Raw genomic sequence first — 25,820 nt, forward strand, 5'->3', positions numbered from 1 at the left:
CCCCAAGGTGAGTTCATGCTCACGGTTCTCGCCGCTATCGCACAGCTGGAGCGCAAATCCATCCGTGAACGGCAGGCAGAGGGCATCGCCATCGCGAAGAGGAACGGGACGTACGAGAAGGCTACGAAGCTCGGACTGGAGCAGATCACTGAGGCCCGCGAGCGGGTCGAGGCTGGCGTGCCGAAAGCGTTGGTGGCCCGGGACCTCGGGGTGTCGCGGCAGACGCTCTACGCCGCGCTGAACAGCTCCGGTTTATACGCTACGTTGGTGGGCGTCTAGTACCGACATTGGTCGCCTCACTGGTCTGGATCTTCGTCAACTCGCAGACGCGAACCGACTTCCGACCGCCGCTCTAGCTCGCAGCCTGAGTGGTTCCCTGGCCACTCCGATGACAGCTACAAAGCGAGGGCACTAGTGAGGTTGACGAGCACATGGTGAGGGGCAACGGCCAGCACCACGTTTGCATGTTGGCCGAGTGTGGTTGCTCGCAATGGTCGATTGGTTCCTTGGGCTGCTAAGGCCCGCTCAGTGGGATGCGTGGCGCAGCTGGCTCGCGACCGATGGGGCTCACCGCGCTGCTCGTCGCGACTGGTGGCGCTCAGCGAACTTCCCCATTTCTGCTCATCGAAGCCCACCGGTCCAACGCCTGAGTGAGGTCGAGTCTATCCGATTCCGAGATCAGACGCTTATTGCGACCTTTCCACGGGCGTGCTCGTCGACGAAGTACCGCATGGCAGCGGGCACCTCGGCGAGCCGATAGATGCGATCGATTGCGGGGGTCACCCGCTCGGCCTCAATCAGGTCGCGTAGCTCGTTCAGCGTTTTCGTGCTGCCGTTCTGGGTGAATGGTTTGAGTTTCTGGCCAATGAGTGGCGATATGGCAACGGCTTTGAGGATGCGCCCCATAGGCCCGACCACGCGTCCGCCTGTGCCACTGGAGAGTACGAGGACTCCCTTGGAAGTGAGTGCGCTGCGCAATTCGGTCAGCGTGTGGTTCCCGATTAGATCGAAGATGACGTCGTGCCGAGCGGTTCCACGGGTGAAGTCGTCGCGGCCGTAATCGACGACGTGGTCGGCACCGAGTGATTGCACGAGCGCAGCGTTGGCGGCGCTGCTCACGGCGGTGACCTCGGCGCCGAGCGCTTTCGCGATCTGCACAGCGAAAGTCCCCACTCCCCCGGATGCCCCATTGACCAGCACTCGCTGACCGGGCGTCACCGAACCGGCATCGCGCAAGCCGACCAAAGCTGTCATCCCGGACAGAGGCACCGCGGCGGCTTGCTCGAAGGTCAAATTGACCGGCTTTCGCGCCAGAAGCGAGGCGGGTGCGGCGACGTACTCCGCAAAGGTTCCTGAACTGAGCTCTCCGTAGACTTCGTCGCCCTGGCGGAAAGCCGTGACATTGGTGCCGACCGACTCGACGACGCCCGCGACATCCTTGCCCCGCGTCATCGCTTTCGGTCTTCGAGTGCCGAAGGCCAATCGCGCGACAAGCGGTGTGCCCGACGTGTGAATCCAGTCGGCATGGTTGAGGCTCGCGGCTACCACGCGGACGAGAACGTCGTTTTGGCCAACGACCGGATGGTCGATGTCTTCCATTTTGAGCACTTCGACATCGCCGTACTCCCGCTGAACTATTGCCTTCAAGATGTGCCTCCTACTTCGGCTGCAGGCTACCGCATACCGGTAACGTCTTCCGGCGCTGCGCACAGCCGGGCGGCGGTGACGCGACCGGTGGCCGGGCCGGAGCGGCGCCCGAGCACGGCTGGTCTTTTGTGGGAGGGGGGACGGTCATGCCCGAGCCGTTACGGCTGCGGTCGTGCCAAAGCCCCGCACAATGAGCCAAATGGCGAAGAACAGCTCGAACAGGCCACCCGGAACGGTGGAAACGAGGCTGGCACCCACTACGCCGGCGAGTTCGAGAAAGCACCCGCCCGCGAATAACGCGTAGCCAATAAATCCCCACACGGCCAGGAACCGTGGCACGAGGCGTGAGCGGTAGAGCGCAATGCAGAACAGCAGGCTACCGACGCCAAGGCCCGCCATCGCAATGTTGTATGCAAGGAAGTTGGTGCCGCCCATGCCGGCGAGTAGCGCGACCGCGCCGACCGCCAAAATCCCACCCTCGAAGATCCGGGTGGCGAGGTAGCTGGCCGCGATTACTGGAGCGTGTGGCCGAAGGACAGGAAGCATGACAGCTCCGATCGTGATCACGGCCACCGAGTTCAACACCATCAGCACCACTCCTGCGGTGAGGAGGCCGCCGGGGGAAGCGGTCGTCGCGATAGAGCTTCCAATGAAGTAAAGGACAAAGGCGGCAAGCATCAGCGTGCCAACGGTGCGGGCAATTGTGCGTGTATTACTCATACGTTTCTCATCTCCAGTCGTCATACCATACGGTGTATGGTGAATAACGCGAAAGTACCATACGGCGTATGGTGGTGTCTATGGCGAAGCCTGAAGATAGAACACCGGTCACCCGTGAGCGAGCGATCAGGGTCGCCATGGCGCTTGCCGATGCCGACGGGATCGAGTCGCTCAGCATGCGCAAGCTGGCCGCCGCACTCGACATAACGGCCATGTCGCTCTACTACCATTTGAAGGACAAGGAAGATCTTCTCGACGGGATGCTCGACATCGTGCACTCCGAATTCGCGACGCCGAGTGCTGGGGACGAGTGGCGGGCGGCCATGCGGAAGCGGGCGGGGTCGACGCGCAGTGTCCTGGCACTGCATCCCTGGGCCATCAGCATGAAGGCCCGCACATCCCCTGGACCGGCGACCCTCGGTCACCTCGATTCGGTCATCGGCTGCTTAACGGCTGCGGGCTTCTCGATGGCCATGACGGGCCACGCCATGTCGATCCTGGACAGTTACGTGCTGGGCTTCGCCCAGCAGGAGGCCTCGCTGCCGCTCGACCCGTCCGGCGACATCGGCGACGCGACCGAAGCCATTATGGCGCAGCAGGAAGCCATGGCCGACTCCTTCAAGAACCTCGCCGCGATGGCAGTATCGCTGATCCTGCAGCCCGGATACGCCTTCGGCAACGAATTTGGCTTCGGTCTCGAACTGATTCTCGATGGCCTCGAAGTAGCCCTTCTGAGCGACTCCGTTCCTCCTAATCAGTAACGTTCGGCAGCGCTGCCAGGATCCGGTGCATCACCGCCCGCACCAACGTGCGGTTCTGAGATGGACGCGCAGGCCGCCGGCGTCAAAGCGTTCGAACGTCGTGCCTGACCTGTTCGCGAACGACTTGTTGCCCGTCAATATGATGAAATCATGTTCCTCTGCGAGCAGTACCCCGCAGTCGCGAATTTCTGGGCACCAGTGACACAACTCGTCCCTGTTTTCGGGCTCGCTCTGGTGCTTGGGGCGCGCCGACTCGTCGTGCCGCTCCCCGCTGGTCGCGCTTCGAGCTCGCCCGGTTGTGTAGGACGCTGAATCAGGGCTCAGGCCGGTATCCAACGTGGTGTTCTTCCACGACGCGCAGGCGGCGATCGGGGCGCCCGTGTTCCGCGCCCACTACGCGCTGATCCGCGGACGGACCCGGCGCACCGGCGCCCGCGGCGTGTCAGTGACCGGCGAGCAGCTGTGGGACCTGCTCGACGTGGCGGAGAAAGTCCGGGTGCGTCATGCCGCGGAGCGGGAACGGGAGCGGGTGGTGGTCGAGGCGGAGGCTGCGGACAACGTCATCCAGATGTGGCGGCGGCGGGCGTGAGGTTCCGGACGCTATTCACGGGATGGGCCGGCCTTTAGACGCGCCTGATCGGGTGCCGATAGACGTCAGCTGATCCCGAGTCGCTCGAAGACCAGCGTGGCCTGAATGCGGTCGCCGCCCCCGAGGCCCTTACTGCCTGAGGCTGACGTCGTGATGGTGTGCAGTCGATAGCCGAGGGCGGCTTGCGCGTTGATAGACCTTTCTAGCTCGGTGAGGTTGCCAGATCCGGTACCGAATAGCTTCTCCTTCAGCACCACCTGTAATACGACGTAGCTCTGCCCTTTTTGCGCCGGCCGTGGTCGACCTCCCGCGACGGACTCCGACTTGATGTGGTCGATCAGCGCGGCGGGACTGTTCACCGGCGCCTCCTCTTGCCACACATCCATCCACTGCTCGCCGTCCCACCGTCGCTGGCGACCCGAACCGTCGTCGTACCAACCTGCTGCTGCGTTCGCCACTGTTGCCTCGTTTCAGTCGGTCAGGTCGCGACGCGCCTGGACGTGCGCTAAAACGTATCAGCCGGTATCGCTGGCGGCACCGATTGCCTCAGGCGTCGAGACCTAACCCATCCGCACCGGCTGCTGCAGCACGGACTGTTCGGCCGTGTAGTTGAAAGTCTCGATCTTTTCGCCCGGCAGCGCGGAGTCGCAGCCGGAGCGGATGTCGCGGATCTCCTTGCCCTATGCGATTGTGCGGTCTAATGTGAGTGAGTGCTCACGTCATATATCGAAGCGGACACATCCGCGGCATCCATCACCACCGACGGCCTACTCCGCCAATTCGGCAGTCTCACGGCGCTTGACCGCGTTAGTGTGGCTCTTCCCCGGGGCGGCGTGGTTGGCCTCCTTGGCCCCAACGGGTCCGGCAAGTCGACTCTGATCCGCATCCTGCTCGGGCTCATTCCACCGACATCGGGCCGGGCCACCGTACTCGGCCACCCGACCACGAACCCCGCCCGCTACGCACACGACGTCGGAGCACTCATCGAGGCACCGTCATTTGTTCCGGGGCTCTCGGCTCGAAAGAATCTCCTGTCGCTGGCTCGCCTGCGAGGATTGCCCTCGACCCGGGTCGCCGAGGTCATTCGCATCGTAGGTCTCGAGGGTCGGGAGAACGAATCCGTTCGCCGTTTCTCGCTCGGGATGAAGCAACGGCTCGGCATCGCGGCGGCGCTCCTCCCTGACCCAGCACTTCTGATCCTCGACGAGCCGACCAACGGCCTTGACCCGGCCGGGATCGTGGAGATTCGGCAGCTGCTCAAAACCCTGGCCGCCGAGGGGCGCACCGTGGTTGTCTCATCGCACTTGCTCGCCGAGATCCAGGCGGCATGCGACTATCTCGTCATCATCCGTTTCGGGGAGCTAATGTTCTCGGGACCGATTGGCGAGTTGCTCGATAAGGCCGGCGCACGCATCGAAGTCGCCCCGGAGAACCCCGCTGATGCCGACCGACTGCGCACCGCTCTCGAAACCGCTGGGTGGTCGCTTGAAGAGGACTCGCTAGTCGTACGCGGCCCCGCCACCGCCGCGGCAGCGCTCAATCGCGCTGCCCACGAGGCAGGCATCACGCTCAGCCGCCTGACCCCGATCGACGAATCCCTCGAGGACGTGTTCCTCGAGTTGACGGCGGCGCCGACCCCCAACTCAACGGCCGCTCCGCAGGGTGCCCGAAAGAAAGTTGCCACCAATGCGTGAATTACGAAGCGAACTCACCCGCCTCAACCGGCGGGGAATCTGGCTGGGCTGGCTGGGCCTCATGGCAGTCTTCGCTGTCCTGATCAACACAGTGATTTACACGATCGCAGCCAACGGAACGGTTCCTCCTGGCGGAGGACCGGGAGTCTCGTTCCCAAGCGTGGCAAATCTTGAAAGCTCATCGGGACTCGTCGCGGGCGTCTCCTCCGCGGCAAGCATGTTCGGAGTGATCACACTGTCGTTCTGGGCGATCGCAGCAGCCTCAGACTACAGCACGGGCCTCATTCGTCTGCTCGCCGCCGCCCAGCCACACCGCTGGAGGCTACTGCTCGGGAAGATAGGAGCACTGCTGATCTGGACGGCCCTAGCCACAACGCTGGCGGTCGCCGTCAACCTGGCGGCCGCGCTGCCCTCGGCGGAAGCCGCGGGAATTTCGACCGAACTCTGGATGGATGACGTTGTCGGCGAAGTTGCGCGCGCCTGGATGAATTCATTCAGTGCCAGCGTGGTCTGGGGAATCATCGGACTCGTACTCGCCTTACTGAGCCGTTCCTCGGCGATCGCCATCTCGGTGGGGGTCGGGTGGGTTCTCCTCATCGAGACGATCATCAAGACCGCGTCGAGCGACGCGGGCAAGTGGCTGCCCGGAACGACCCTCACCGCGCTGGCACAGGGCGGAACCGATGACTTGTCTTTTGCCGGTGCCCTTCTGATCGGCTGCCTCTACGCGGCAGTCGGACTCACCATCGGGCTCGTGATCTTCATCCGCAGACCGATAACCGAATAGTCCGATTGGATAGACCTATGAACGCCCGCGGAGACACCACCCGAAAACGCCTCATCGACGCGACCACGGCCCTGGTTCGCGAGGTCGGCTACGCCAACGTCCGGACGCGCTCGATAGCGGTTGCGGCGGGTGTCGCCGAGGGCACCCTCTATCGGCACTTCGCCGACAAACGGTCACTCTTCTACGCCGCGGTGCTGGACCGAAACGCACCCATCGTCGCCGCAACGGCGTCCCTGCCTTCCCTGGCCGGACAGGGCACAGTGCTCGGCAACCTACTTGACACCATCCGACAACTAGCCCAGCTTCAGCAGGACCTACTACCTCTGGAGCAGGCGATGATCGCCGACCCGACCCTCGCCCCGCCGCTTGGAGAATGGCCACAGATGCCGCTGGAGGGCCCGCCACACGATATCGCCCAATATCTCGCCGAGGAGCAGACCTTGGGCCGGGTTCGCGCCGATTGTGACCCAACACTGGCCGCGATCACGCTGCTGGCGATGTTGTTCGGGCTGGCCGTTCATCCAGTGTTGGGCAAGGATCTCGCGGGATCGGAGCTCCTGAGCGCTTCAGTCAGTTACTTCGTAGACGGAGTCGGCGCCCCGGCCACATAACCCAAACACACCGGGTTAGCGTCGACATGTACTGAACTCTGCAACTTCCAGCTTGGGGCCTGCAACAGCCGTGGACCCCGTTCAACATTGCCTTTACCGTTCGCGGCCAACGTTCGGCTTGCGAGACAGGGCCGGGAGCCCCAGGAGCTTCGCCTCCCGCGGTCGAATCCGCGTCCGTTCACCATCCCCCGTGGGGTTCAGACCAAAACTCTCAAATTCTACTCATCAGTCCGACCGGTCGGTCGGTTTCCGTGCTATCGTCACCTCATGAGCAACAGGGAACACATTCTGCAGACCGCTCGACGATTCGCGATCGAGACCGGGTCGGTGCCGTCGATGGATGCCATCGCTCATCAGGCAGGGGTGTCGAAGGGGGGACTGATGCACCACTTCAAGTCACGCGCTGCCCTGGTGGAGGGTATTGCGGTGCAGGCAATTCAGGATATGGATCAGGAACTGACCGCGGCCGCCGGGCGTGGCAACGTGATCGAGACCTGGTTGCGGCTCTCATCATCCCGTGAAGAGGCCGCTCTCTATCGGGCGATGTTGATCCTGCTCACTGATCGCCCTTCGATGACCGACACGCTTATGCAGCAGGCCGCGGCGGCAACCGAACGGTGGGAACAACTCTTCGCCATTGAAACAGGGGACCCGACCGCAGCCTCGGTCATCCGTCTCCTGGGTGATGGAATGCTGCTCAACAGCATCACGGACGACTACTCTGCACCCGGCGTTGATGCGATCTTGCAGTGGCTGGATCACAGGTCCACCAGGTGATTAATGGTGGCCTCCTCGTCGGCATCGCCGGCCTCGCCCTAGCTGATTCGCTCAACCCAGCGACTATCGCCGTCATCACCCTGATCCTGCTGACCGTCAGCCACAGGCCTGTCGGTTCAGCAATAACGTTCGTCCTAGGCGCGATGAGCACGGTCTTCACCCTCGGCATGGTCATCTTCCTCGGCGCCAATGCCGCCGCCGACGCCGTAGGCGAAGGGCTCATCTGGCTTCGCCGCGGAGTGTTCCTCATCGCAGCCATCGCTCTCGCCGTCGCCGGGCTCCGCCGCTTCAAGGACCGGGAAAGGAAAGGCATCGACCTGCCGTCCTGGTTCGGGGTGTGGACAGCATTCCCGCTCGGCATCCTCGTTACTGGAGCTGACCTGCCGAACGCGTTCCCCTACTTCATCGCCATCGAACGGATGGTCGCCGCGGACATCGACATTCCCGTGGGCCTGTTCGTACTCGCCGGCTACGCCCTCGTGTACTGCATCCCATGCCTTATTCTGCTCGCCCTCGGCTTGGCACACGGCGACAAAGTTAGGTCACGCCTACGAAAAGTGCTAGATCGGTTCTCGACGGGAACCATCAAACGCTCTATCCCAGCAGCGATCGCCCTGTTCGTCCTCGCCACCGCAGTCATCACTATCGTTCTCTGGCCCTGAGCACCCTGCGCGAGACGAGAACGGTGTGGATCCCCCACCGCGCATCACTGAGCGAAGTTGAGCAGCTTGGACGGGGTGCAGTTTAAACCGGATTGTGGTGGTGAATTCGCCGAGCACTGTTTCACCGCTGTAGTTGTACAAATTTTCACCTCACCTAACCTCATTCTTCCCGACATTGTCTTGATTGCCCGGTCAGGGTTCCCGAAGGGCACTACCCCGAAACTTCGGGACCTCGGCGAATTGGCGCTGAATCTGCGTCTGTGGACGTCCGCCTTACGCGCGACCGGCGCCCCCTGAAGAATCGTCCCCGCGATCTTTGAAGCCTTCGGGGAGTTCTGCCGGGCTGAGAGTAAGAGTGCCCGTGCTGTCGGGCCCAGGTTCAGCAAAACTTGAACAGCCGGTCAAGAGCAACAGTGACGCGGCCACCGCGAAAAGGAACCGATTAATCTGGTTGCCCCAGGTCGATTGGTGTCGACACTACTAGCGCCTCACACCGGCCCGCATCCCCAGGATCACGACTTGGTGACGAGGGGCTCGACAGTACAGACCACGTGGGAGGCTCTGCGTACGAGACGTCGAATCCCAGTAGTCATGAGGGGGATGTCGGCGGTTTCGCTCTTCCCGACGCATCCGCAGTTCCCGGACGACTCGTTCACGCAGGGTCGCCGTTCGGATGAAAACGCTAGAAAGCTTCTGTCCAATAACATTCAACGAAGAGGATGAAATGGCTGCCGCAACGTCGACACGAAAACGGGTGACGGGTCTCGGCGCTGCGTTTCTTTTGACACTGGCGTTGCCCGGCTGCTCGGTTTTCTATGCGTGCCCGGCAATCGCGTGGAACAACACCGTAGAGGTCAAGCTCGAAGGCCAAAGACAAGACGTCAGCGTCGTGGAGTTGTGTGCAGACGGCGTGTGTTCGGTACCCGCACCGGTCCTGCAGCAGTCAGACGACCCCGTCCGCCTTGAAACCCTCGATCCCCAGCAACTCGAGACTTTTACGCCAGAGCCTTCAGTGACTCGAATCCCCTATTTCGCTACCAAGATCGATGACAGCACCTGGAATATCTCGATAGAAATGGCGGCTCCGGACAAAGCGTCCCTGCGTGCCCTCTCGGAAAGCGGAGAGGTCCTCGCTGAGCGGGACGTTTCACTCAATTGGGTTCGCGTGGGCGGTACGCAACGATGCGGCGGACCTGCCGAGGCCGGCCCAATTAGCCTCACCATTCCATCCTGAAGGCGCTAACGTCACCCAAGTCATGAGCGCGCCCGCACAGGGTTCCTCAATGGCATCCCGGGTGAGGCGCCGAGCCTATGCGACCACGGTCAAGGGGCCCTCATCAGGGGTGGGAACCTCAAAGTGATCGAAGTAAGCGGCCGCCAGCTCATCGGGTAGCTAAACGTCATTCGGCTCCTGGCCCGCCCGCGCGCGGACACGAGCCAAGGCCACCTTCCGCGGAGTCGCCAGATAGATCGTCTCCGGCTCGACTCCCAGCGGCCGGAGGATGGCGCGGTAGTCCTCGCGCATGCGTCGGGACCAGAAGGAGTAGTCCAGCACCACATCGGTCTGTTTCATCACAAGGTCGAGAAGTCTCTGCCGCAGGTGGCTTTCGATCTCGAGCCGGACTTCCTCGGCCAAGGGTTGGGATTGAATACCCCGCAGCCAAACTTCCTCGTCGAAGGACAGCCGCGCCATGCCGCCAGACTCAAGCTCGTGTGCAACCGTGGACTTGCCTGAACCGGCTGGGCCACACATGAAGACGACACGGGTCATGCCGACGATCGCATTCCGCCCAACCCATCAGAATTTCCTCCCTGAGCCTGGATTTGTGACGAGGTATCAAACAGTGCTGACATCACCCAACGCGGCTTCGAGATTCCGGTCGACTCCGTGGGCGAGCATCCGCTGGTAGGTCACATCGCCATCAGCCGCCACTGAGCGGATGATGTCGAGTTGCCTCTGTACTCGTTGACGGATGAGTTCCAGAACAGCGTTGGCAGAACCATCCCACTCATAGGCCCGAAGGAAGGACTCGAGGCGTGCCCGCCGCTCGCCGAAGGCAGTGAATCCTTCCTCCAGCACGAGCTGTCGAGCGTGGAGCGGCACCCAGGAGAATGCGACCCAGGCAAGGTCCCCGGCGTACGTGGTCGGGCCGGCCATGTCCCAGTCCACGAAACCCACCAGTCCGTCTTCATTCCAGACTGAGTTGTAGGGCGCCGCGTCGTTGTGACCGATGATCAGGCCAGGCTCCCATACTTGGCCTTCGCGCCAGGTCGAGCCTGCGGGCGGGACAAAGTCGGCGACTGCTGAGTGGTAGCGCCTGAGCCAGTCGCCGACGTCCAGGAGCGCCTCTTCGCTGTGCGTCCAACGCGGCCACGGGCGGACGTTACCGACGGTCGCACCCTCGAGAAAGCTAACGACAGTCCGACCCTGTGCGTCGGTCCCAAGCGGGCGCGGTGCCCCGATAAACCCTTTGTCGGCCAGATGTTGCAAGAGGGCATTCACGGCCGGGGTCCACGTGCCAGGAACGCGGCGCACGGTTCCATCGATGAGAAGCGCGCCGCCATCGAATCCGCCATCCAGCTTCTCACTCACGTCGCCAAGCTTCGCATGACACTGCAGGCTTCCCAATCCCGCAGAGGGTTCGACGAAAAGGCCTACGAGCTGCACCAGCACCGCACCGAAGTCGCCACCCTCCGGGACAAGGTGGAGTCCCTCAGCCCCGAGGTTGAGTGAGGCCGGGCCGGTTCGGACTCACTTCCAGTGACACTTGCTGGGGCTCCTGCGGACGGTCGCTCACCCAGACCTGGTAGTGGTACTCACCGCGAACACCGTACAAGGTGCATACCCCCGTTTCGGAGACCGCGGTCGGCGGCCGCTGGCAGGTGCCCTCCACCGAGAATCTGAGGCCCGCGCCCGTCGCCATGCGCTCCAAGTCGTGGACGCTAACTGGGGTGTCCGTCACCCACCGCCGGGAGATGCTCGGGCACGGGTTCGTGCTCATACACAGAAACTGTTCGCGGCGAACCATGTCGTTCACCTGCTCCCAGTCGGCGGGGACAGCCAGCTGCGCGGCCTGCTCCACGAGGACTTCGGTGACCCGGTTTTCCAGGGCGAACACGACGAGAAGCGCGGCGACACCCAAGGCCATCAGCCCGGCCGCGACGGCACCCAGAACCTTCACACCATCCCCCAATGAACTCGGCCCCGCCGTGACTGCAGCGTAGCGCGCAGGATACGCCGTTGGCACTACTTCGCGGGCCCACGCTGCCGGGCGGGAGGCGCAGCCGACGCGGCCGTGCACGGCTCACCCCGCAGGTAGGGGCAGGGCAGCACCGCCCGCTAACCCTCCCCCTTGCGGGCGGGGAGCCGCGGTACCATCGATGACATGATTACCACCGCTTGACTTCGCCTTCGGCGTTGACGCCGTGCTGATGTGGGCCATCCCCCACGCAACAACATCTGGCCGACTTGTGGTTTGATCAACAACGTGCGCCATTCCGTTTCGAACCGACACCGTCCGAGCCCCGTCGCATGGTTGTCCTTCGCGGTGTGCGGCACGCTCACTGGTTGCGCGGGAGCAGCAGTCCCGGCGTCGGACGCGGTGTCGCAAGTGTCGGCGCGCAAGGCAGTCGCTGACGTCTCTCGGGGTCTCTACCGTGAGGGGACGGACGTGATCGATGACTATGCCCGCTGGGCTGACACCGACACCGAGAAATCGACCGTAGTCGAGTTGATCGGCTACGAACAATATCCCGGCGCGATCCACGGCGAACCAGTTGGAGCGCTGCAGTTTCGTGCGACGATACAGCCCACCCCGAACGAAGGGCCGCACGTCGCTTGCTTTGAGTCGCAGTTCGATTTCTGGGGCGTCGCGACCGAGGAGCCCGGCGAATGGAGCGACGACACAGCGGTCGCCCACGACATCGCTTGCCCGCCGGACGCAAAGCGCATCCCCCCTCCGGTCGACACCCGCTTGGTTAACGTTGTTCCCGACGGAGCGGAGGCTCTCGTCGTCGAGGTGCTGACAAACGCGCCGTCCGCGGCATCCGCTGACGACATAGTCGCCGAGATCGTCAAGCGGATGCCGCAGCCGACCGGTGAGCGTGAGGTCGCGTTCGATCCCGAGGCGACGGTAGTCGACGGCGACATCGGCTTCGCGATGGGCGATGGGGACGACTGCCTGCTCGTGAAACGAGACGTCGACGGCGTGCAGGTGTTGCAGGTGCCCAAGATTCTGCTTCAGCCCGGAGAGCTCGGGTGCGCAGCCGGCACGGCGCTCCAGCCGGGCGACCAGCTACGGTCCCCCCACTGACCCAGAATCTGGGCGCTCGGCAATCGGCCCGATTGGCCGCGGATCCGTCCCGCAGGGGTTCCCCATAGGGGGCGACAGCGGCCATTCATTTCCTGGAGCGGCGTTCAGCCCGAGGGCGGCGGGACCGAGGCGCCGCCGCGCAGCGCCACCCGGAGGTTCAGCTCGTCGCCGGCCTGGAGCTGGCGGCTGGTGAGCGGGTTGAGGAAGCCTAGGTCGTCGTCCGTGATGCCGAAGCGGTCGGCGATGTCGTTGAGCGTGTCGCCGGTGACCACACGGTAGGAGAGCGGGGCACCATCGGCTGAAGCGGTGGAACCGCCGGCGCCGAACCGGGCGCCGGTATCGACGGCGAGCAGCCCGGGGCGGGTGTCCGGCGCGTCCCAGGTGATCGTGCCGACCGCCCGGGGTGTGAGCACGCAGCCGTCAGGATCGGTCGTGGTCGGGTCGGTCTCCGTGATGACGGCGGTCAGGTAGTAGCTGGGGTCGCCCCGGGACAAGTCCCTGGGGCCCATGCTCAGCCCAGGCTGATCGGCGTCCGTGGAGAGGTTGCCGAACGAGAAGCTGTGCATGTCGGCCAGGCAGATCGTGGTCTCCGACCAGGGGCTGAAGGATAGTTGCAAGCCTCCGGGGACGTCCGAGTGGAAGTCCTTCAGTGCGACGTCGAATCCGCCCCCACCCGCCGTGACGACGACGGTTCCGGAGATGGTGTTGTCTCCCGAGGCCGACGTGAGCTCGGCCGTGCCGATGACACCGTCGGGGATGACAACGTCGGCCGCACGGTCGGGCGGGGCCGGCGCATCCGTGTGGGCGGCCGTGTCGACCGCTGGAGTCTCAGTTGGCGAGCAAGCCACCAGTCCGAGCACCAGAGCGATGCTCCCCAGAACGGATGTCGCCAGTCGTGGCATCAGGTCCCCTCCCCGCCGAGCCCAGCATGGCAGTCGGCCGCATCGCCGGTCCAGCCCCGGGACCGACTGACGAGGTGGCTCGACCGACGTCGCTACCGGACGCACCGAACCTGCCCGTCGGCGGTTCCCATGCCGGACCCCGGGCGCGAGCCTGAGCCACTCCCTTATCTCGCTCCTGGTGAGGCTGATGACCGGCAAACGACCTGTCTTGCCGATGAAGCATTCACGACTCTCAAGCCGGCCACCTCGCCTCAGCGCTCGTCGCTGCCGAGGTCAATGCGTTTCGCGATATCCGAAACGTCGTCAAGGCGCCCGGAAGCAACGTCCATGATGAATTCGTAGGCCTCATCATTGGACCAGGTCAAGCGTCTTCCGTTCATACCAAGGAAGGTGATCAGCGCAGCGAGACTCAGCCTCTTATTGCCGTCAATCAAGCCGTGGTTGCGGGCCACGGAGTGCGTCAGCGCCGCGGCCTTCTCGTTGAGACTGCCGTAGGCATCCGTTTCGAACGCGCTCGCGCGCGGACGGGCCAGCGCCGACTCGAGCAGCCCCTGGTCACGGACCGGCATGTCTCCCCCGAGGGCCCGCTGCCCGACGTAGAGGAGGTCCGCGTAGGTGAGATAGATCACTTTCCGAGGCGTTCAAGCGCTTCGGCGTAGCGCGGAAGCTCCTCGTCTAGGACACTGCTCAGCAGATCCTGGCGACTGTGGTTCTCGACGTATTCACGCACCGCCTGCCTGGCGACCTCCTGCATGGACCGTCTCTCGTATTCGGCACGGCGACGCAGGGCTTCTGCCTCCGCATCAGTCAAGCGAAGGGTCATAGGCATGGACACATGGTATCACCGGTGACACCTTTGCCGAAAGTGTTCCGATAAGGGTTCCCTGTCGAAAACTGCCCACAGGCTCCAAGTGCTCGTCATTCGTTGTGCTTTACTCCTGACATGGCAGCACGGTTGTTGTTAGTGGTCGGCATTGCGGCATCCGTCGTTGGACTGTTTGGGACTGTGCTTTATTTCTTCCAGCCCTGGCGCACATGCCCTTACGACGATTCGCCGGCAGCGTGCGCCATGCTCCCCGGCGATGCGGCGGTGATGGCGGCAGCATTCGCTCTCCTGTGTGTCGGCGTCGTGACCGTAGTCATCGCGCTCATCGTTCGAACCCAGACCCAGAGCCGAAGCTCGCTCTGACCTGGGCCCGTGTGATTGTGATTGCGCTCGTGAGCGTCGCCCGATAGACCTTCCCAAATGGCACCCCGTCGTTCAACGTCGACTCGAAGCCTTGGCGGCGAATTCCGTGCCAATGAAGCGTTCGTCTTACGAGCTGCTCCGGAGGTTCCCTCCTGGCCAAGCAATCGACGGCGTAATTCCCCGAACGATCTCGCGGTCGTAGGCTCGCGCTAAGTAGAGCACTCAGGTGTCCGCGAATCGAGGGGTGGTCGAAATGGAATTCAGTGCTCTTTTTTGGTGGAACTTCTGGGTGGTAGTCCAGGTTCGCGTTGTGGTTGGGGTCGTCGTGGCTCTGGGGCTTTTCATCCGCTGGGGGCGGCGCAAGAGCGCCATTCTTGAGGCGAGCCAACCAACGGAAGGTCACGGGCCCGCTGCCGGTAAGTAGCGGGTGCAAGTCCTCCGCAGGAGGTTCCTTTCTGACAGTGACCAGGTGGGGCCACAACTTCTTCGATAGGAGCTTCGCACCGTCCGACCGCAGCTCCCCCGCAGGTGAGACATGGCGGTACAAGGTCTGCCGGGTGATCCCGAGGTCCTTCCTCCGCGTACTCAACCTGGGCGGCGGCGACGTCGATACAGCGACACCGATGGGGTCCATGCTGTTCACGATCATGGCTGCACTCGGACAGCTGGAACACGAAATCAAACGAGAACGTGTGATCGACTCCATCACGAAGCGCCGCACTGCCGGCAAGGATCTCGGTGGGAGGCTGCGGCTCATCACCGACAGCCAAATCCGCAATGCGCGTCGACTCATCGACGGTGGAGAGCCAGTGACAACGGTTGCCCGCGATCTTGGAATGTCTCGAGCAACGTTCTATCGCCGAACTCGGGCATTGGACCTCACCGCCGAGTCATCTGAGGCGTCCGAACGTGCCCCATAGAGCCTCCCTTCATCGGGCATTTTCTCGGGACGGGCTTACGGGACGATCGCCCTCTCAGCACCGCAGGGAACCGAGTAGACGACCATGATTCGAAGGTGTCCCGAACACCGTCCCCTCATGAGTTCACAACTAACCGGAACCGTCGCCATTGTCACCGGCGCGAGTAATGGTATCGGTGAGGCCACCGCGATCCGTCTGGCCGAGCACGGCGCCAACGTCGCGGTCGTCACGCGCCGCAAGGACCGCCTTGACGCCGTCGTCGCCAAGATTGAGGCCGCCGGTGGAACTGCCCTCGCTGTTGAAGTCGATATCACCGACCGCGGCCCGGCCGATCAGGCCGTCGCCGCCGTCATCGAACGATTTGGACGCCCCGACATCCTGATCAACAACGCCGGCCTCATGCTGCTCGGCCCGATCGTCGGCGCGGACGTCGACGAATGGGAACGAATGATTTCCGTCAACCCAAAAGGCCTGCTCTACCTGATCAACGCCGCCCTCCCGCACCTGCTCGCTGCGGCCGAGGACACGCTGCGGGAAGTAGCCGACATCGTCAACATCTCCTCCATCGCCGGGCGGCAGGCCTGGGCGAAACTACAGCGCCTACAGCATGACCAAGTTCTGTGTGAACGCTTTCACCGAAGCACTCCGCCAGGAGGTCACCCAGAAGCACGTCCGCGTCGGTGTCCTCGAGCCCGGCGCGGTGAACACGGAACTCGTCTCCCACAACAACGACACCATCAAGGACGACCTGGCCGCCTCCGACGCCATTCCGGAGCCTTTGGAGCCGGGCGACATCGCCGACAACATCGCCTTCATGGTGACCCGCCCGCGCCGCTCCTCCATCGCCGAGCTGTGGGCCATGCCCACCTCCCAGGCTTAACACCCGACGAAAGGAACACCACAATGAAGTACCGCACCCTTCCAGGTACCGGCATCGGCGTATCGAACCTCGCCCTCGGCACCATGGGTTTCGGCACCGAAACCGACGAGCACAAAGCATTCACGATCCCCTATCGGGCAAGCATCAGGGCCGCACGCAACGCAGTGTCGCGTCACCGTGATGTTCGACAGGGCTCTGTCTCTTCTCGGTACGCTCAACCCATGTCACCGAGTCATCCCCCAGGCGGCCCCAGGAAGGTCCGCATACAAGATGTGAAACCGTATGACGTGCCCCTGAGACTGGACGACCTACACGGGCCAAGGAATGGGAGCGTGCAGCCGCCCCCTAGGGTGTACTGGGGGCCGAAGTCGAGCTTCGATGTGGAGTCGGAGGGCGACCTTATTACCGCGTGTCAGGCGACCATCCAGGAGGGGCGCGTTGTGGACCAGGTTGAGATTCTCAACCAGGATTTGCTGATCATGATTTGGCCGACGCTGACGATGCCGCCTCGTGTGCGACAACTGTGGGAGGGGCGTTTCCCCGAGCTGACGGTGAAGCGTGACGACCTGCGCAACGGAATTCGAGGATCGGTAGACGACCCGACCGCCCGAAGGGCTGTTCCGTGTCGGGCGGGGTGGATGCCGTTGGCGATGATTTCGACCTCTGCCAGTTCGTGCACGAGAACAACGCCGGCCAAACCGAGCACACCCGCGAGGGGGACAAGACGATGATTAGCTGCGTCGGTCGCTGGTTCTGTTTTCGTGTTGCTCGTCGTTGTCGTCGTCATCCTCAACCATTTCGCTGAGAACTTCGAAGGGTGACTCGACGTCACCGCGCCACGCTTCGATGCCTTCTCGGATCGCGAGCACAGCGACGACGAGGGCCGCGACGGAATCGGCCCAGGCCCATCCGAACAGACTGTTGAGCAGCAGCCCGATCAGGACGGTGCCGGAGAGGTAGATGCAGAGCACGAGTTGCTTGGCATCGGCCATGACGCTTTTCGAGCCGAGTTCGCGGCCGGTTCGGAATTCGAACCAGGCCAGCAGGGGCATGACCAGCAGGCTGAGGGTCGCAATACCGATGCCGAGCGGGCTGTGATCTACGTCCTGGGCCCCGGTGAGCGAGAGCACGGAGTCGGTGATGACATACGCGGCTAAGGCGAAGAATGCTATCCCGATCGCGCGCACGGTCGCTTTTTCCCAGCGCTCCGGGTCCGTGCGGGTGAATTGCCACGCAACGGCTAAAGCGGAGAGTACTTCCACGATCGAATCGAGGCCAAATCCGATCAGAGCAGCGGAGGACGCTAGCGTGCCGGCCCAGATGGCTACCACGGCTTCGATCACGTTGTAGGTGATCGTGAACGCGACGATGAACCGTACTCGGCGGTGTAGGACTGCTCGGCGGGCGTCGGTCACTGTGACGGTCATCGGGTCGTCTCCACGCAGCATCCGGCGATCGAACAGGCCGCGTCGACGCAGGGTGCGCTTTCGTCAACGGCCAGCACCACGTCCACCAGTGCTGTCAGCGCCCGCCCCAGGTGAGGGTCTGCGATTTCGTAGCGAGTCTGTCGACCTTCAGGTTCCGCTACAACGATGCCGCAATCTCGCAGGCACGTGAGGTGGTTGGACACGTTTGAACGGCTTAGGCCGAGGTCGCGGGACAGCACGGCTGGGTAGCTCGGCCCGTCCAACAGGGTCATGAGAATGCGCGAGCGCGTCGGGTCGGCCATTGCGCGACCAAGCCGGTTCATCACATCGATACGAGTAGTAATAGTCAGCACGTGATGACTATACATCGCTTGCTGTATTGACCGGATCCCAGCGAAAACGCCAGAGGCGTGCGGTGCACCATGGGTTTCGGCACCGAAACCGACGAGCACAAAGCATTCACGATCCTCGACCGGTTTGTCGAAACCAACGACAACCTCGTCGACACCTCAAACGTCTACGGCGCCGGAGCATCCGAAAGCCTCCTCGGCCACCGACGACTGGCTGCCACGAATGCCCGACACCCTGGAAGAACTCGACGGTCTCCTCCTGACCGTGCCCAAACACCGCACGGTCCAGCGCGATGGCATCCACTTCCAAGGCCAGCACTATCTCGCACCCACAGTGGCCTCATTCGTCGGGCGCACCATCACGATCCGATACGACCCACGCGATCTCTCCGAGATCCGCGTCTTCGACCACGACACCTTCGTCTGCGTCGCCATGGACGAAGCGCACCCCAACCTTCGGCTGAGTCTCCGAGATATTGAAACCGCCCCCGTGCCCGACGGCGAGAGCTCCGCCGAGCCATCAACGACCGCATCCCCACCATCGCTGCACGTGAGACTCTGCGCGCCGCCCCGCCAGCGCCACGATGGAATAGGTTGCGCACCTACGAAGAGGACGAATGATGAACGCAGGTTTCATCGTCACGAAATGACACCGTAGTTTCACCGAGTTCGCCAATGCTGTGCGCAAGGAACGGACCATTGGGATCTGCCACGGCGATGCCGGTGTCGGCAAAACCGACTCCTCCCGTCGCTACGTGCACTGGGACGTTCTGGGGCCGTACATCGACGAGTGGGGGCCGCGCGGCGACCACGACGCCTAGCACTACGCCCTCGCAAACCGATCCCGCACCGTCCTCTACACACCCGAAGTCCTCTGCCGGCCCAAGACACTCATGAACGAAATCGACCACTGGCAAATCAAAGTCGTAATCTGCGCCGACAAACACCTCCGGTTGCTTCGTCCCGGGCCATCCACAAGGGGTGGAGTCACCCACCTGGTGGAGCTGCTCATCATCGATGAAGCCGAGCGTCTCACTCCCACCGCGCTCGAGATACTCCGCGACCGCCACGACCGCGAGCACCTCGCGATGATCCTCATCGGCATGCCCGGAATTGACCAACGCTTTCGTCATTACCCTCAGCTCTACAGCCTCGGCTTCTCCCACCGCTACCGCGCCCTCGGCCGCGACGAACTGCCCTTCGTCCTCGACCACCACTGGAAACGACACGGCAAAACACTTGACCCCGACGACTTCACCGACGCCCATGCCTTCGCCGCGAACGAACGCATCACCTGCGGCAACTTCCGACTCCTCGAACAACTCTTCCCGCAAATCAACCGCGTCCTGAAGATCAACCAACTCGAAGCCATCACCGACGACGTCATCTAAGCCGCCACCAGCATCCTCGTCATCGGAAACTAGCGCCACAAAGCGATCCCAAAACGCCGCCACAACGCGTTAACAGTCACACCTCCGTCGCGTATTTCCGGGTGAAGAAGGCTATGCCAGTTTGTGGGCTCCGCGGGCTGCACGTCGTAGTGGCCGTAGAAAGAGCACGGTTGGAAGTCCCGCGTCTACGATGCGCTCCCCATAGACAGCCGGTGGACCATGTCCGTCCAACAGCGGGTCGCCGACCACACCGAACACCGTCCGTTCATCACGCAGCCGAGTCCACGCCATCTCGATTCCCTAACCTCGGCACTGCTGCCCGCGCGCGCAGCCCGCCCCGAAAGGTACACCGTGCTCGAGAGTCTCGCCGCCGACCACACCCCATCCCGATCGACGAGCCGCGGCACGGTCCGCTGGCTCGCTCTAATCCTCAGCGCCGGGATGCTGCTGGGCGGCACGGTTGCGGTCACCGCCGATCCGAGATCGGCAGTCGCGGCCGAGAACACCGGCGGGCTCGGCCTCGGCGGCGAAAACTCGTCGCTCCTCAGCGCAGACACCACGGCCATCGCCCCCGGCCTCGACCTCACCTCGTTCCAGCGGTTGCAGCCGCAGGGCTGGGTCACCGGGCACATCCTGGTCGCCGACCTCGAAACCCCGACCCTCAGCATGGACGTGCTCGACCACGGTGCCGTCTCGGGAGGCGCGACCGTGAGCGACCAGGTCGGTGGCACCGGCGCGATCGCCGCCGTCAACGGCGACTACTTCGATATGAACGCGTCCGGGGCTCCGGTCAGCACGAACGTCTCATCGACGCGCGGTGTGCTCAACGCCACAAACTCGAACCGTCCGGCTTTCACCATGGCTGACGGCATCGCAGCGATCCAGCAGATCGCCTCGGCTGCCACCGTCACGATCAACGGCGACACCCTCGACGTCCCATCGGTGAACGCACCAACCGTACCGGCCGGCTCGCTCGGCTACTACACCCCGCTGTGGGGCAGCCACCCCTTGTCCCGGGTGCTCGGCGGCCCGGCGAACATGACGAAGACGTTCGCCGTCGCCACCCTCACCGACGGGGTGGTCACCTCCGTCACATCCGACCCAGCCGCGGTCAAGGCGGAGACGACCATCGCGTCGGGCTCGGCCGTGCTCGTCGGGCGGGAAGCATCCGCTGCTCGAATCGCCGCCCTCACCGTCGGTCAGACCGCCGACGTCACCGTGTCGACCAGCGCCGACGTCGACCTCGCCGTCAGCGGATCGCAGCGACTGCTCATCGATGGCGTGCAGACCGCCGAAGACCAGGTCGAGGCCGCCCGCACCGCCGTCGGCGTCAACCAGGACGGCACCATCGTCTACGTCGCGTCGATCGAAGGCCACGCCGCCGACGCCCGCGGCATGACCGTGCAGGAAGTCGGCCGCCTGATGCTCGACCTCGGCGCCTACAACGCCGTCAACCTTGACGGCGGCGGCTCCTCCACGCTCGTCGCCCGCCTGCCCGGCACCGACGCGTCGACCCTGGTGAACCGCCCCTCCGACGGCACCGAGTACCCGCTCCGGTTCGAGCGGATCCGGATGATGGAGACCCGGTCGACCGCGTCGTACCACGGTGAGGTCTCGATCGCGGGAATCTCGTCGGTCGTGGCTCCGGATGTCGCCCAGCCCGCGGCATCCATCGTCTACGACGATGTCATCGTGACCGACGGCACCGTCGCAGGCCGGGCCCAGCGCATCGCCGTGATGAGCGACGCCCAGTTCGTCGCGCGCACCCCCGACGGGGCGATCGTCCAGGCCGCGCGCCGCACCCTGCAGGAGATCGTGGCCGAGAAGCCCGACCTGCTCGTGATCAACGGTGACCTGGTCGATGAGGCGTCCGTCGCGGACTTCGACCTCGCCCGCTCGGTCCTAGACGAGGAAGTGGGCGACGCGATCCCGTGGATCTACGTTCCAGGCAACCATGAGGTGATGGGTGGAGCCATTTCCAACTTCGAGGCGGAGTTCGGCGAGACCAGCCAGGTGAAGCAGCTGGGGGGAACGCTCGTCGTCACGCTCAACACGGCGAACGGTTCGCTCGCGAGGTCCGACAGCGCGCAACTGGGCCTGCTCGAAGACGCGCTCGCGACCGCAGCGGCAGACAGCGGCATCACGGGGGTCGTCGTGTTCGCGCACCACCCGACGAACGACCCGCTGCCGTCGAAGGCGAGCCAGCTCAGTGACCGTTTCGAAGCGGAAGCGCTGGAAGCCAGCCTCGCTGCGTTCCGCGCCGACTCTGGCAAGTCGATTGCAACGGTCAACGCGCACGTCGGAGTGTTCCACGCGACGAGCTTCGACGGGGTGTCGAGCATCATCAACGGAAATTCCGGCAAGGGCCCGTCGGGCACACCGGAGACCGGTGGCTTCACCGGCTGGACGATGCTCGGGCTCAACCCGGCCGCCGGGGTCGTCGGCAGCACTCCGACCACGGTCGCCGACCGGATCGCCTGGCTTCAGGCCGAGACGAAGCCGCGGGTGGACGAGATCCGGCTGGATGTTCCGACGACGATGATCGTGGGAGAGACGGCCACGATCGACGCGAGCATCGTGCAGGACGGCGACCGCGTCGTGCCCGTGCAGTGGCCGATGAGCGCCGGCTGGTCAGGGAAGAGAGTAGTGATCGACGCTGGAACGGTGAAGGAACATGCCGCATCAGCGCTGCGGTTCAACCCGACCACGAAGAAGCTGACCGCCGTCACCCCTGGTGATGCGACACTGCAGCTGACCGTGAACGGCAAGACGGTGTCGGTGACCGTGAAGGCCCTGCCCGTCCGCGGTGGGCCGGGTAGCAGCACACGCTGAGCAGCCTCGGTTGATCGGGCCCGGGACTGATCGCGTCACGCGATCGGTCCCGCAGGGTTCTGAACGCCGTCACACGCTCGGTTCGGGGGCAAGGGTGCGTCAGGAGTTAGGTCGAGCGGCGGCAGCAGGTTCGGGTCAGCGCCGCGCGCCGGATAGGCGAGGTCGCCTCGGTGATTGTGGTGGATGGCATCTCAAAGAGGTGTGTGGCGAGTTGGCAGAGGAGAATCCACACGGAAGAGGTCATCGGTTCGAGTCCGGTATCGCCCACAGCCAAGAAAAAGCCCCGAGAATTCGGGGCTTTTTCCTTGTCTCGGTACGGGTCGGAGACCACCTGCGCGGCCCGGTCAGGCCCGCTTCCCGGAGACCACCCGGGCAAGCCAGACGATCAGCGCGATCACGGCGAGCACGATGCCAACCCAGATGAGGAAGTTGAGCGACTCGACGAACCCTCCGGTGAACAGAAGCGCGATGGCGATGATGGCAACGATAACGAGGAGTACGTTCATCCTGCTCGCCGTCCTTTCTTTTGATTGACGTGCACTGATGGTGTGGAGATGCGGATTCGACTCAGTCCGTGACGGCGTCCTTGACGTTCTCTCCGGCCTGCTTGAGGTTTGCCTTGGCCTGTTCCGCCTTGCCCTCGGCTTCGAGCCGTTCGTTGTCGGTCAATTTGCCGGCGGCCTCCTTTGCCTTGCCCACGGCTTCCTCGGCCGAGTTCTTCATCTTGTCCGAGGCACTCATAGGGACCGTCCTTTCACTCGTATCCAGCTTTTGCGGTCAGTATAGAGCTCCCGCCCAAGGTAATCTAGGCTGAAATCCATGGACGGGCTTGTCGATCTCTGGGGGCAACTCTCCGCCCGAAATGAGCCTCTGCCCGCGGTCACGGCCTGGCTAACCATCGCGGCCGCTGCCGTGCTCGTGCTGGTGCCGGCCGCGTGGCGGGTCACCCGCCACGTCATCACGATCGCGCACGAGGGCGGTCATGCGGTGGTCGCGACGGTGAGCGGTCGCCGGCTCGGCGGTATCCGACTGCATTCCGACACCTCGGGGTTGACCGTCAGCCGCGGACGCCCGCGCGGACCCGGCATGGTGCTGACCCTGCTGGCCGGCTATACCGCCCCTGCCCTGCTGGGGCTCGGCGCCGCACGGATGCTCAGCCTCGGCTATGACATCGGCCTGTTGTGGCTGTTGCTGACGGCCCTGGCACTGCTGCTCGTGCAGATCCGCAACTGGTTCGGATTGTGGTCCGTCCTCGTTACCGCTGGCTTGGTCTTCGGCATCACCTGGTTCGGCACTCCCCCGGTGCAGAGCGTTTTCGCCCTGCTGATCACGGCGTTTCTGCTGCTCGGGGCTGTGCGCACCGTGATCGAGCTCCAGCGGTCCCGGTCGCGGAGCCTCGGTACCGCCTCCGACGCCGACCAGCTGGCCCGTCTGACCCACATCCCGGGCGTGGTCTGGGTGGCCGTGTTCTTTACCGCGACGATCGCCTGCGCGGGGTTCGCCGGACGGCTCCTCGGCCTGCTTGCCTGATCCTGCCCCGCGGGGGTGCTGCCGTCAGGAGACCGTCGGCACGGCGTGTTTAAAGCCCACGTGGGACGCGGTGAAGCCCAGCCGTTCATAGAACCGGTGCGCGTCGACGCGCGCTGCGTCCGACGTGAGCTGGACGAGTTGAGCCCCGAAGGCCGGGGCATTCTGCACGGCCCACCGAATCATGGCTCCGCCGAGCCCGCGGCTCCGCTGATCCGAACGAACCCGGACGGCCTCGATCTGCAACCGGGTGGACCCGACCCGGGCGAGCCCAGGGATGACGGTGAGCTGCATGGTGGCCAGCACCTCGCCCAGGAGCGACGTCGCGACCAGCAACTGCTGGGCCGGATCTGCGTCGATTGCGGCGAATGCCCGTTCATAGGCGACGCGATCTTCCGGCCGGTCGGCGTCGCCTCGGGAAGCGCTGATGGAGTCGTCGGCGAGAAGCCCCACGATTGCAGACAGATCCCGGGACAGGGCACGCCGAAGGAGCACAGAGCCGGCGGGAAGGGTGAGGGTGACATCGATCATCCTCCGAGTATCCCAAATGCCGCCTTCGCGTCTGTGCCCAGTTGGACTGGGCCCGGGTCTGGGCCCGAGCCCCAGCCCGAACCACAGCCCGAACCACAGCCCGAACCACAGCCCATGATTGTGCCACTGGGGTCTCGCTGGGTGCGCAGCCGGCACCAATTCGACGGAGATTCTCCTGAAAACGGGATTTGCACACGATTTAGGCCGATTTTGACAAAATGTCCGTCGAATTCGTTCGGGAAGGCCTGCCGCTCTCACGCGGCCGACGACAACGCTCATGAAGTCCGCGCTGTGTCAGACCGCATTGAGTCCGCGTATCGCGGCCCTCACCGCGCCGGCACCGACCACGCCTGGTCGATCACCACCCTCGCATGCTGATAACTGATCTCACCCGTCTCCAACGCGACGCGGGCCAGCCCGAAGCAACGCTCCGACTCGACCAGTTCCGCCCGCCGGGCGAACGCCCCGTCCTACCGTGCCTCGATAGCGTCGGCCCGCGACTCAACCGGCGGCGCCGAACCAGGTGGTGACCCCGGGCGAATACAGCACGGAATCCGGCTCGCGTCCGGCCAGCCCGGGGAACCCCGCCACGGCGAGCAGGGTGTCGTCAAGGCTCACCAGTTCGGCCTCGAAGAGCTCCCACGGCTCGTGGTGATTGCGCAGGTGCACCGTGCGGCCACGCGTACGGGTGAATAGACCCCAGCGGGCGGTCAGGAAATCGGCGAGCGGATCGCCGACGACCGGGCGGGCAGTCGGCCGAACCACGATCTCGGTGCGCGCCCCGGCGGCCAGATGGCGGCGCGCGGTGTAGCGGTACTCCCCCGCCCCAACCTCAAGCTTGGTGCGGGACCACATGTACGGGATCGAGAACAGTGCCCGGGCCGCCAGCACAGCCGCCAGCCGGGAGGCCTCCAGCGAAACGAAGACCACGCCGCGGTGCCCGTTCGCATCCACCGCGTACAGGCGCACGTTCACCTCAACGAAGGTGCCGAAGTAGGGAATGGGCGGACTGCCGAAGACGGTGGCCCGGTCCAGCACGAACGGGATCAGCCCAACCCAGCTGGCGCCGTCGAATTCGTCGGGCACGAGACCGTCCGGCAGCAGCGGAGCCACGAGAGCGGCGTCCACGCGCCAGTGCACGAACATCAGATTCGACCAGCGCTGGCTCGAGGACGCTCGCCCGGCCAGCAGGGGCGCAACGGCCGAGACCGGTTCCATCGCGGCATCCGTCATCTGGAAATCTCCCCTTGTTCCCCAGCCCATGCGGACCGGACTGCGGCATTCTGTGAACGTCAACGCTACTCGCACCG

The 25,820-nt window shown here is 64.1% G+C and carries 31 protein-coding genes and 5 pseudogenes; 20 read left to right on the top strand and 16 right to left on the bottom strand.

All coding sequences use genetic code 11. From position 1 onward, the window contains the following. Nucleotides 1-279 (top strand): recombinase family protein (locus E3O22_RS15275; RefSeq protein WP_134397113.1); only part of this gene is annotated, 279 nt, incomplete at its 5' end. Between the two features lie 399 nt (nt 280-678). Here E3O22_RS15275 and E3O22_RS15280 read toward each other — a convergent pair. Continuing rightward, complete coding sequence (locus tag E3O22_RS15280; RefSeq protein WP_241973249.1) at nt 679-1,599, bottom strand: NAD(P)-dependent alcohol dehydrogenase; 921 nt, start codon at nt 1,597-1,599, stop codon at nt 679-681. A gap of 192 nt (nt 1,600-1,791) precedes the next feature. Then, nucleotides 1,792-2,391: a DUF4386 domain-containing protein gene (locus tag E3O22_RS15285; protein ID WP_134396234.1), complete on the bottom strand. Its 600-nt coding sequence runs from the start codon at nt 2,389-2,391 to the stop codon at nt 1,792-1,794. Between the two features lie 56 nt (nt 2,392-2,447). On the opposite strand from E3O22_RS15285, the gene E3O22_RS15290 reads away from it, so the two are divergent. Next, entirely contained in the window at nt 2,448-3,128 is a 681-nt protein-coding gene (locus E3O22_RS15290; protein WP_198410636.1) for a TetR/AcrR family transcriptional regulator C-terminal domain-containing protein, read from the top strand. Nucleotides 3,129-3,465: 337 nt separating this feature from the next. Next, complete coding sequence (locus tag E3O22_RS15295) at nt 3,466-3,717, top strand: hypothetical protein (RefSeq protein ID WP_134396232.1); 252 nt, start codon at nt 3,466-3,468, stop codon at nt 3,715-3,717. Nucleotides 3,718-3,782: 65 nt separating this feature from the next. On the opposite strand, the gene E3O22_RS15300 is transcribed toward E3O22_RS15295, so the two are convergent. Further along, entirely contained in the window at nt 3,783-4,175 is a 393-nt protein-coding gene (locus E3O22_RS15300; RefSeq protein WP_241976684.1) for a DUF4177 domain-containing protein, read from the bottom strand. 252 nt (nt 4,176-4,427) lie between these two features. On the opposite strand from E3O22_RS15300, the gene E3O22_RS15305 reads away from it, so the two are divergent. From E3O22_RS15305 to E3O22_RS15330, 6 genes are all read left to right on the top strand, one after another. Continuing rightward, the gene (locus E3O22_RS15305) at nt 4,428-5,411 is read left to right on the top strand and encodes an ABC transporter ATP-binding protein (protein WP_134396231.1); all 984 of its coding nucleotides are present in this window, start codon (nt 4,428-4,430) and stop codon (nt 5,409-5,411) included. Further along, entirely contained in the window at nt 5,404-6,198 is a 795-nt protein-coding gene (locus E3O22_RS15310) for a hypothetical protein (RefSeq protein WP_134396230.1), read from the top strand. The genes E3O22_RS15305 and E3O22_RS15310 overlap by 8 nt, the downstream gene beginning before the upstream one ends. 17 nt (nt 6,199-6,215) lie before the next feature. Continuing rightward, nucleotides 6,216-6,809: a TetR/AcrR family transcriptional regulator gene (locus E3O22_RS15315; protein ID WP_134396229.1), complete on the top strand. Its 594-nt coding sequence runs from the start codon at nt 6,216-6,218 to the stop codon at nt 6,807-6,809. 267 nt (nt 6,810-7,076) lie between these two features. Further along, nucleotides 7,077-7,586, top strand: coding sequence for a TetR/AcrR family transcriptional regulator (locus E3O22_RS15320; RefSeq protein ID WP_134396228.1), 510 nt, complete (start codon nt 7,077-7,079; stop codon nt 7,584-7,586). Then, nucleotides 7,559-8,248 (top strand): GAP family protein, encoded by a 690-nt coding sequence (locus tag E3O22_RS15325; protein ID WP_134396227.1) that lies wholly within the window; start codon nt 7,559-7,561, stop codon nt 8,246-8,248. Before E3O22_RS15320 ends, E3O22_RS15325 begins: the two co-directional genes overlap by 28 nt. A gap of 724 nt (nt 8,249-8,972) precedes the next feature. Then, complete coding sequence (locus E3O22_RS15330) at nt 8,973-9,482, top strand: hypothetical protein (RefSeq protein ID WP_134396226.1); 510 nt, start codon at nt 8,973-8,975, stop codon at nt 9,480-9,482. Between the two features lie 159 nt (nt 9,483-9,641). On the opposite strand, the gene E3O22_RS15335 is transcribed toward E3O22_RS15330, so the two are convergent. Both E3O22_RS15335 and E3O22_RS15340 read right to left on the bottom strand, forming a co-directional pair. Then, a complete protein-coding gene (locus tag E3O22_RS15335; RefSeq protein WP_241976685.1) occupies nt 9,642-10,019 on the bottom strand; it encodes an ATP-binding protein in 378 nt (125 codons plus the stop codon). 66 nt (nt 10,020-10,085) lie between these two features. Further along, nucleotides 10,086-10,841 (bottom strand): phosphotransferase enzyme family protein, encoded by a 756-nt coding sequence (locus E3O22_RS15340; RefSeq protein WP_134396225.1) that lies wholly within the window; start codon nt 10,839-10,841, stop codon nt 10,086-10,088. A gap of 15 nt (nt 10,842-10,856) precedes the next feature. Here E3O22_RS15340 and E3O22_RS16590 point away from each other — a divergent pair, with 15 nt between their 5' ends. Further along, nucleotides 10,857-10,982, top strand: coding sequence for a hypothetical protein (locus E3O22_RS16590; RefSeq protein ID WP_255570061.1), 126 nt, complete (start codon nt 10,857-10,859; stop codon nt 10,980-10,982). Here E3O22_RS16590 and E3O22_RS15345 read toward each other — a convergent pair. Next, nucleotides 10,963-11,430 (bottom strand): hypothetical protein, encoded by a 468-nt coding sequence (locus E3O22_RS15345; RefSeq protein WP_134396224.1) that lies wholly within the window; start codon nt 11,428-11,430, stop codon nt 10,963-10,965. The two genes, E3O22_RS16590 and E3O22_RS15345, sit on opposite strands and share 20 nt — an antisense overlap. 294 nt (nt 11,431-11,724) lie before the next feature. On the opposite strand from E3O22_RS15345, the gene E3O22_RS15350 reads away from it, so the two are divergent. Then, nucleotides 11,725-12,561 (top strand): hypothetical protein, encoded by an 837-nt coding sequence (locus E3O22_RS15350; RefSeq protein ID WP_134396223.1) that lies wholly within the window; start codon nt 11,725-11,727, stop codon nt 12,559-12,561. A 104-nt stretch (nt 12,562-12,665) separates the two neighbouring features. Here E3O22_RS15350 and E3O22_RS15355 read toward each other — a convergent pair whose 3' ends face one another. The 3 genes from E3O22_RS15355 to E3O22_RS15365 form a co-directional block, all read right to left on the bottom strand. Continuing rightward, a complete protein-coding gene (locus tag E3O22_RS15355; RefSeq protein ID WP_134396222.1) occupies nt 12,666-13,463 on the bottom strand; it encodes a LysM domain-containing protein in 798 nt (265 codons plus the stop codon). A 251-nt stretch (nt 13,464-13,714) separates the two neighbouring features. Further along, nucleotides 13,715-14,092, bottom strand: a complete 378-nt coding sequence (locus E3O22_RS15360; protein ID WP_134396221.1) for a type II toxin-antitoxin system death-on-curing family toxin — start codon at nt 14,090-14,092, stop codon at nt 13,715-13,717. Further along, on the bottom strand, nt 14,089-14,292 hold the full coding sequence (locus E3O22_RS15365) for a ribbon-helix-helix protein, CopG family (protein ID WP_174722075.1): 204 nt from the start codon (nt 14,290-14,292) through the stop codon (nt 14,089-14,091). The genes E3O22_RS15360 and E3O22_RS15365 overlap by 4 nt, the downstream gene beginning before the upstream one ends. A gap of 114 nt (nt 14,293-14,406) precedes the next feature. On the opposite strand from E3O22_RS15365, the gene E3O22_RS15370 reads away from it, so the two are divergent. Then, complete coding sequence (locus E3O22_RS15370; protein WP_134396220.1) at nt 14,407-14,652, top strand: hypothetical protein; 246 nt, start codon at nt 14,407-14,409, stop codon at nt 14,650-14,652. 484 nt (nt 14,653-15,136) lie between these two features. Here E3O22_RS15370 and E3O22_RS16515 read toward each other — a convergent pair. Beyond that, nucleotides 15,137-15,223: pseudogene (locus E3O22_RS16515) on the bottom strand (recombinase family protein); the annotation flags it as partial. Nucleotides 15,224-15,227: 4 nt separating this feature from the next. Between E3O22_RS16515 and E3O22_RS15380 the strand changes: the two are divergent. From E3O22_RS15380 to E3O22_RS16600, 3 genes and pseudogenes are all read left to right on the top strand, one after another. Beyond that, nucleotides 15,228-15,572: pseudogene (locus tag E3O22_RS15380) on the top strand (helix-turn-helix domain-containing protein); the annotation flags it as partial. Nucleotides 15,573-15,689: 117 nt separating this feature from the next. Beyond that, nucleotides 15,690-16,094, top strand: a pseudogene (locus E3O22_RS16595) (SDR family NAD(P)-dependent oxidoreductase); the annotation flags it as partial. An 85-nt stretch (nt 16,095-16,179) separates the two neighbouring features. Next, the gene (locus E3O22_RS16600; RefSeq protein ID WP_134398977.1) at nt 16,180-16,452 is read left to right on the top strand and encodes an SDR family NAD(P)-dependent oxidoreductase; all 273 of its coding nucleotides are present in this window, start codon (nt 16,180-16,182) and stop codon (nt 16,450-16,452) included. Between the two features lie 731 nt (nt 16,453-17,183). Here E3O22_RS16600 and E3O22_RS15395 read toward each other — a convergent pair. Together E3O22_RS15395 and E3O22_RS15400 are read right to left on the bottom strand one after the other, a co-directional pair. After that, nucleotides 17,184-17,879: a cation diffusion facilitator family transporter gene (locus tag E3O22_RS15395; protein ID WP_134396217.1), complete on the bottom strand. Its 696-nt coding sequence runs from the start codon at nt 17,877-17,879 to the stop codon at nt 17,184-17,186. Further along, on the bottom strand, nt 17,876-18,232 hold the full coding sequence (locus E3O22_RS15400) for a helix-turn-helix transcriptional regulator (protein ID WP_134396216.1): 357 nt from the start codon (nt 18,230-18,232) through the stop codon (nt 17,876-17,878). Before E3O22_RS15400 ends, E3O22_RS15395 begins: the two co-directional genes overlap by 4 nt. A gap of 69 nt (nt 18,233-18,301) precedes the next feature. Here E3O22_RS15400 and E3O22_RS16795 point away from each other — a divergent pair. From E3O22_RS16795 to E3O22_RS15420, 4 genes and pseudogenes are all read left to right on the top strand, one after another. Beyond that, nucleotides 18,302-18,373 (top strand): annotated as a pseudogene (locus E3O22_RS16795) (hypothetical protein); the annotation flags it as partial. Between the two features lie 79 nt (nt 18,374-18,452). After that, the gene (locus E3O22_RS15410) at nt 18,453-18,887 is read left to right on the top strand and encodes a Mu transposase C-terminal domain-containing protein (RefSeq protein ID WP_241976686.1); all 435 of its coding nucleotides are present in this window, start codon (nt 18,453-18,455) and stop codon (nt 18,885-18,887) included. A gap of 22 nt (nt 18,888-18,909) precedes the next feature. Beyond that, a pseudogene (locus tag E3O22_RS15415) lies at nt 18,910-19,620 on the top strand (AAA family ATPase). Nucleotides 19,621-19,839: 219 nt separating this feature from the next. Beyond that, complete coding sequence (locus tag E3O22_RS15420) at nt 19,840-22,452, top strand: phosphodiester glycosidase family protein (RefSeq protein ID WP_134396215.1); 2,613 nt, start codon at nt 19,840-19,842, stop codon at nt 22,450-22,452. A gap of 344 nt (nt 22,453-22,796) precedes the next feature. Here the strand turns inward: E3O22_RS15420 and E3O22_RS16005 are convergent, their stop codons facing one another. Together E3O22_RS16005 and E3O22_RS15425 are read right to left on the bottom strand one after the other, a co-directional pair. After that, nucleotides 22,797-22,958, bottom strand: coding sequence for a hypothetical protein (locus E3O22_RS16005; RefSeq protein WP_166784676.1), 162 nt, complete (start codon nt 22,956-22,958; stop codon nt 22,797-22,799). A gap of 61 nt (nt 22,959-23,019) precedes the next feature. Further along, nucleotides 23,020-23,193: a CsbD family protein gene (locus E3O22_RS15425; RefSeq protein WP_134396214.1), complete on the bottom strand. Its 174-nt coding sequence runs from the start codon at nt 23,191-23,193 to the stop codon at nt 23,020-23,022. A 78-nt stretch (nt 23,194-23,271) separates the two neighbouring features. Here E3O22_RS15425 and E3O22_RS15430 point away from each other — a divergent pair, with 78 nt between their 5' ends. Next, entirely contained in the window at nt 23,272-23,982 is a 711-nt protein-coding gene (locus E3O22_RS15430) for a M50 family metallopeptidase (protein ID WP_134396213.1), read from the top strand. 24 nt (nt 23,983-24,006) lie between these two features. On the opposite strand, the gene E3O22_RS15435 is transcribed toward E3O22_RS15430, so the two are convergent. Both E3O22_RS15435 and E3O22_RS15440 read right to left on the bottom strand, forming a co-directional pair. After that, nucleotides 24,007-24,510 (bottom strand): GNAT family N-acetyltransferase, encoded by a 504-nt coding sequence (locus E3O22_RS15435; RefSeq protein ID WP_134396212.1) that lies wholly within the window; start codon nt 24,508-24,510, stop codon nt 24,007-24,009. 501 nt (nt 24,511-25,011) lie between these two features. Beyond that, entirely contained in the window at nt 25,012-25,743 is a 732-nt protein-coding gene (locus E3O22_RS15440; protein WP_134396211.1) for a YqjF family protein, read from the bottom strand. Nucleotides 25,744-25,820: the final 77 nt, after the last annotated feature.

This window comes from Cryobacterium sp. TMT2-18-2 (assembly GCF_004402245.1).
Taxonomy (GTDB): Bacteria; Actinomycetota; Actinomycetes; order Actinomycetales; family Microbacteriaceae; genus Cryobacterium; species Cryobacterium sandaracinum.

What these genes read in the sequence shown, in the direction of transcription:
- E3O22_RS15280 (WP_241973249.1), bottom strand. Translation starts at nt 1,599, where the DNA reads ATGGAAGACATCGACCATCCGGTCGTTGGCCAAAACGACGTTCTCGTC.
- E3O22_RS15285 (WP_134396234.1), bottom strand. Translation starts at nt 2,391, where the DNA reads ATGACGACTGGAGATGAGAAACGTATGAGTAATACACGCACAATTGCC.
- E3O22_RS15290 (WP_198410636.1), top strand. Translation starts at nt 2,448, where the DNA reads ATGGCGAAGCCTGAAGATAGAACACCGGTCACCCGTGAGCGAGCGATC.
- E3O22_RS15310 (WP_134396230.1), top strand. Translation starts at nt 5,404, where the DNA reads ATGCGTGAATTACGAAGCGAACTCACCCGCCTCAACCGGCGGGGAATC.
- E3O22_RS15315 (WP_134396229.1), top strand. Translation starts at nt 6,216, where the DNA reads ATGAACGCCCGCGGAGACACCACCCGAAAACGCCTCATCGACGCGACC.
- E3O22_RS15320 (WP_134396228.1), top strand. Translation starts at nt 7,077, where the DNA reads ATGAGCAACAGGGAACACATTCTGCAGACCGCTCGACGATTCGCGATC.
- E3O22_RS15330 (WP_134396226.1), top strand. Translation starts at nt 8,973, where the DNA reads ATGGCTGCCGCAACGTCGACACGAAAACGGGTGACGGGTCTCGGCGCT.
- E3O22_RS15335 (WP_241976685.1), bottom strand. Translation starts at nt 10,019, where the DNA reads ATGACCCGTGTCGTCTTCATGTGTGGCCCAGCCGGTTCAGGCAAGTCC.
- E3O22_RS16590 (WP_255570061.1), top strand. Translation starts at nt 10,857, where the DNA reads ATGACACTGCAGGCTTCCCAATCCCGCAGAGGGTTCGACGAAAAGGCC.
- E3O22_RS15355 (WP_134396222.1), bottom strand. Translation starts at nt 13,463, where the DNA reads ATGCCACGACTGGCGACATCCGTTCTGGGGAGCATCGCTCTGGTGCTC.
- E3O22_RS15365 (WP_174722075.1), bottom strand. Translation starts at nt 14,292, where the DNA reads ATGCCTATGACCCTTCGCTTGACTGATGCGGAGGCAGAAGCCCTGCGT.
- E3O22_RS15370 (WP_134396220.1), top strand. Translation starts at nt 14,407, where the DNA reads ATGGCAGCACGGTTGTTGTTAGTGGTCGGCATTGCGGCATCCGTCGTT.
- E3O22_RS16600 (WP_134398977.1), top strand. Translation starts at nt 16,180, where the DNA reads ATGACCAAGTTCTGTGTGAACGCTTTCACCGAAGCACTCCGCCAGGAG.
- E3O22_RS15395 (WP_134396217.1), bottom strand. Translation starts at nt 17,879, where the DNA reads ATGACCGTCACAGTGACCGACGCCCGCCGAGCAGTCCTACACCGCCGA.
- E3O22_RS15410 (WP_241976686.1), top strand. Translation starts at nt 18,453, where the DNA reads ATGCCCGACACCCTGGAAGAACTCGACGGTCTCCTCCTGACCGTGCCC.
- E3O22_RS15420 (WP_134396215.1), top strand. Translation starts at nt 19,840, where the DNA reads ATGTCCGTCCAACAGCGGGTCGCCGACCACACCGAACACCGTCCGTTC.
- E3O22_RS16005 (WP_166784676.1), bottom strand. Translation starts at nt 22,958, where the DNA reads ATGAACGTACTCCTCGTTATCGTTGCCATCATCGCCATCGCGCTTCTG.
- E3O22_RS15425 (WP_134396214.1), bottom strand. Translation starts at nt 23,193, where the DNA reads ATGAGTGCCTCGGACAAGATGAAGAACTCGGCCGAGGAAGCCGTGGGC.
- E3O22_RS15430 (WP_134396213.1), top strand. Translation starts at nt 23,272, where the DNA reads ATGGACGGGCTTGTCGATCTCTGGGGGCAACTCTCCGCCCGAAATGAG.
- E3O22_RS15435 (WP_134396212.1), bottom strand. Translation starts at nt 24,510, where the DNA reads ATGATCGATGTCACCCTCACCCTTCCCGCCGGCTCTGTGCTCCTTCGG.
- E3O22_RS15440 (WP_134396211.1), bottom strand. Translation starts at nt 25,743, where the DNA reads ATGACGGATGCCGCGATGGAACCGGTCTCGGCCGTTGCGCCCCTGCTG.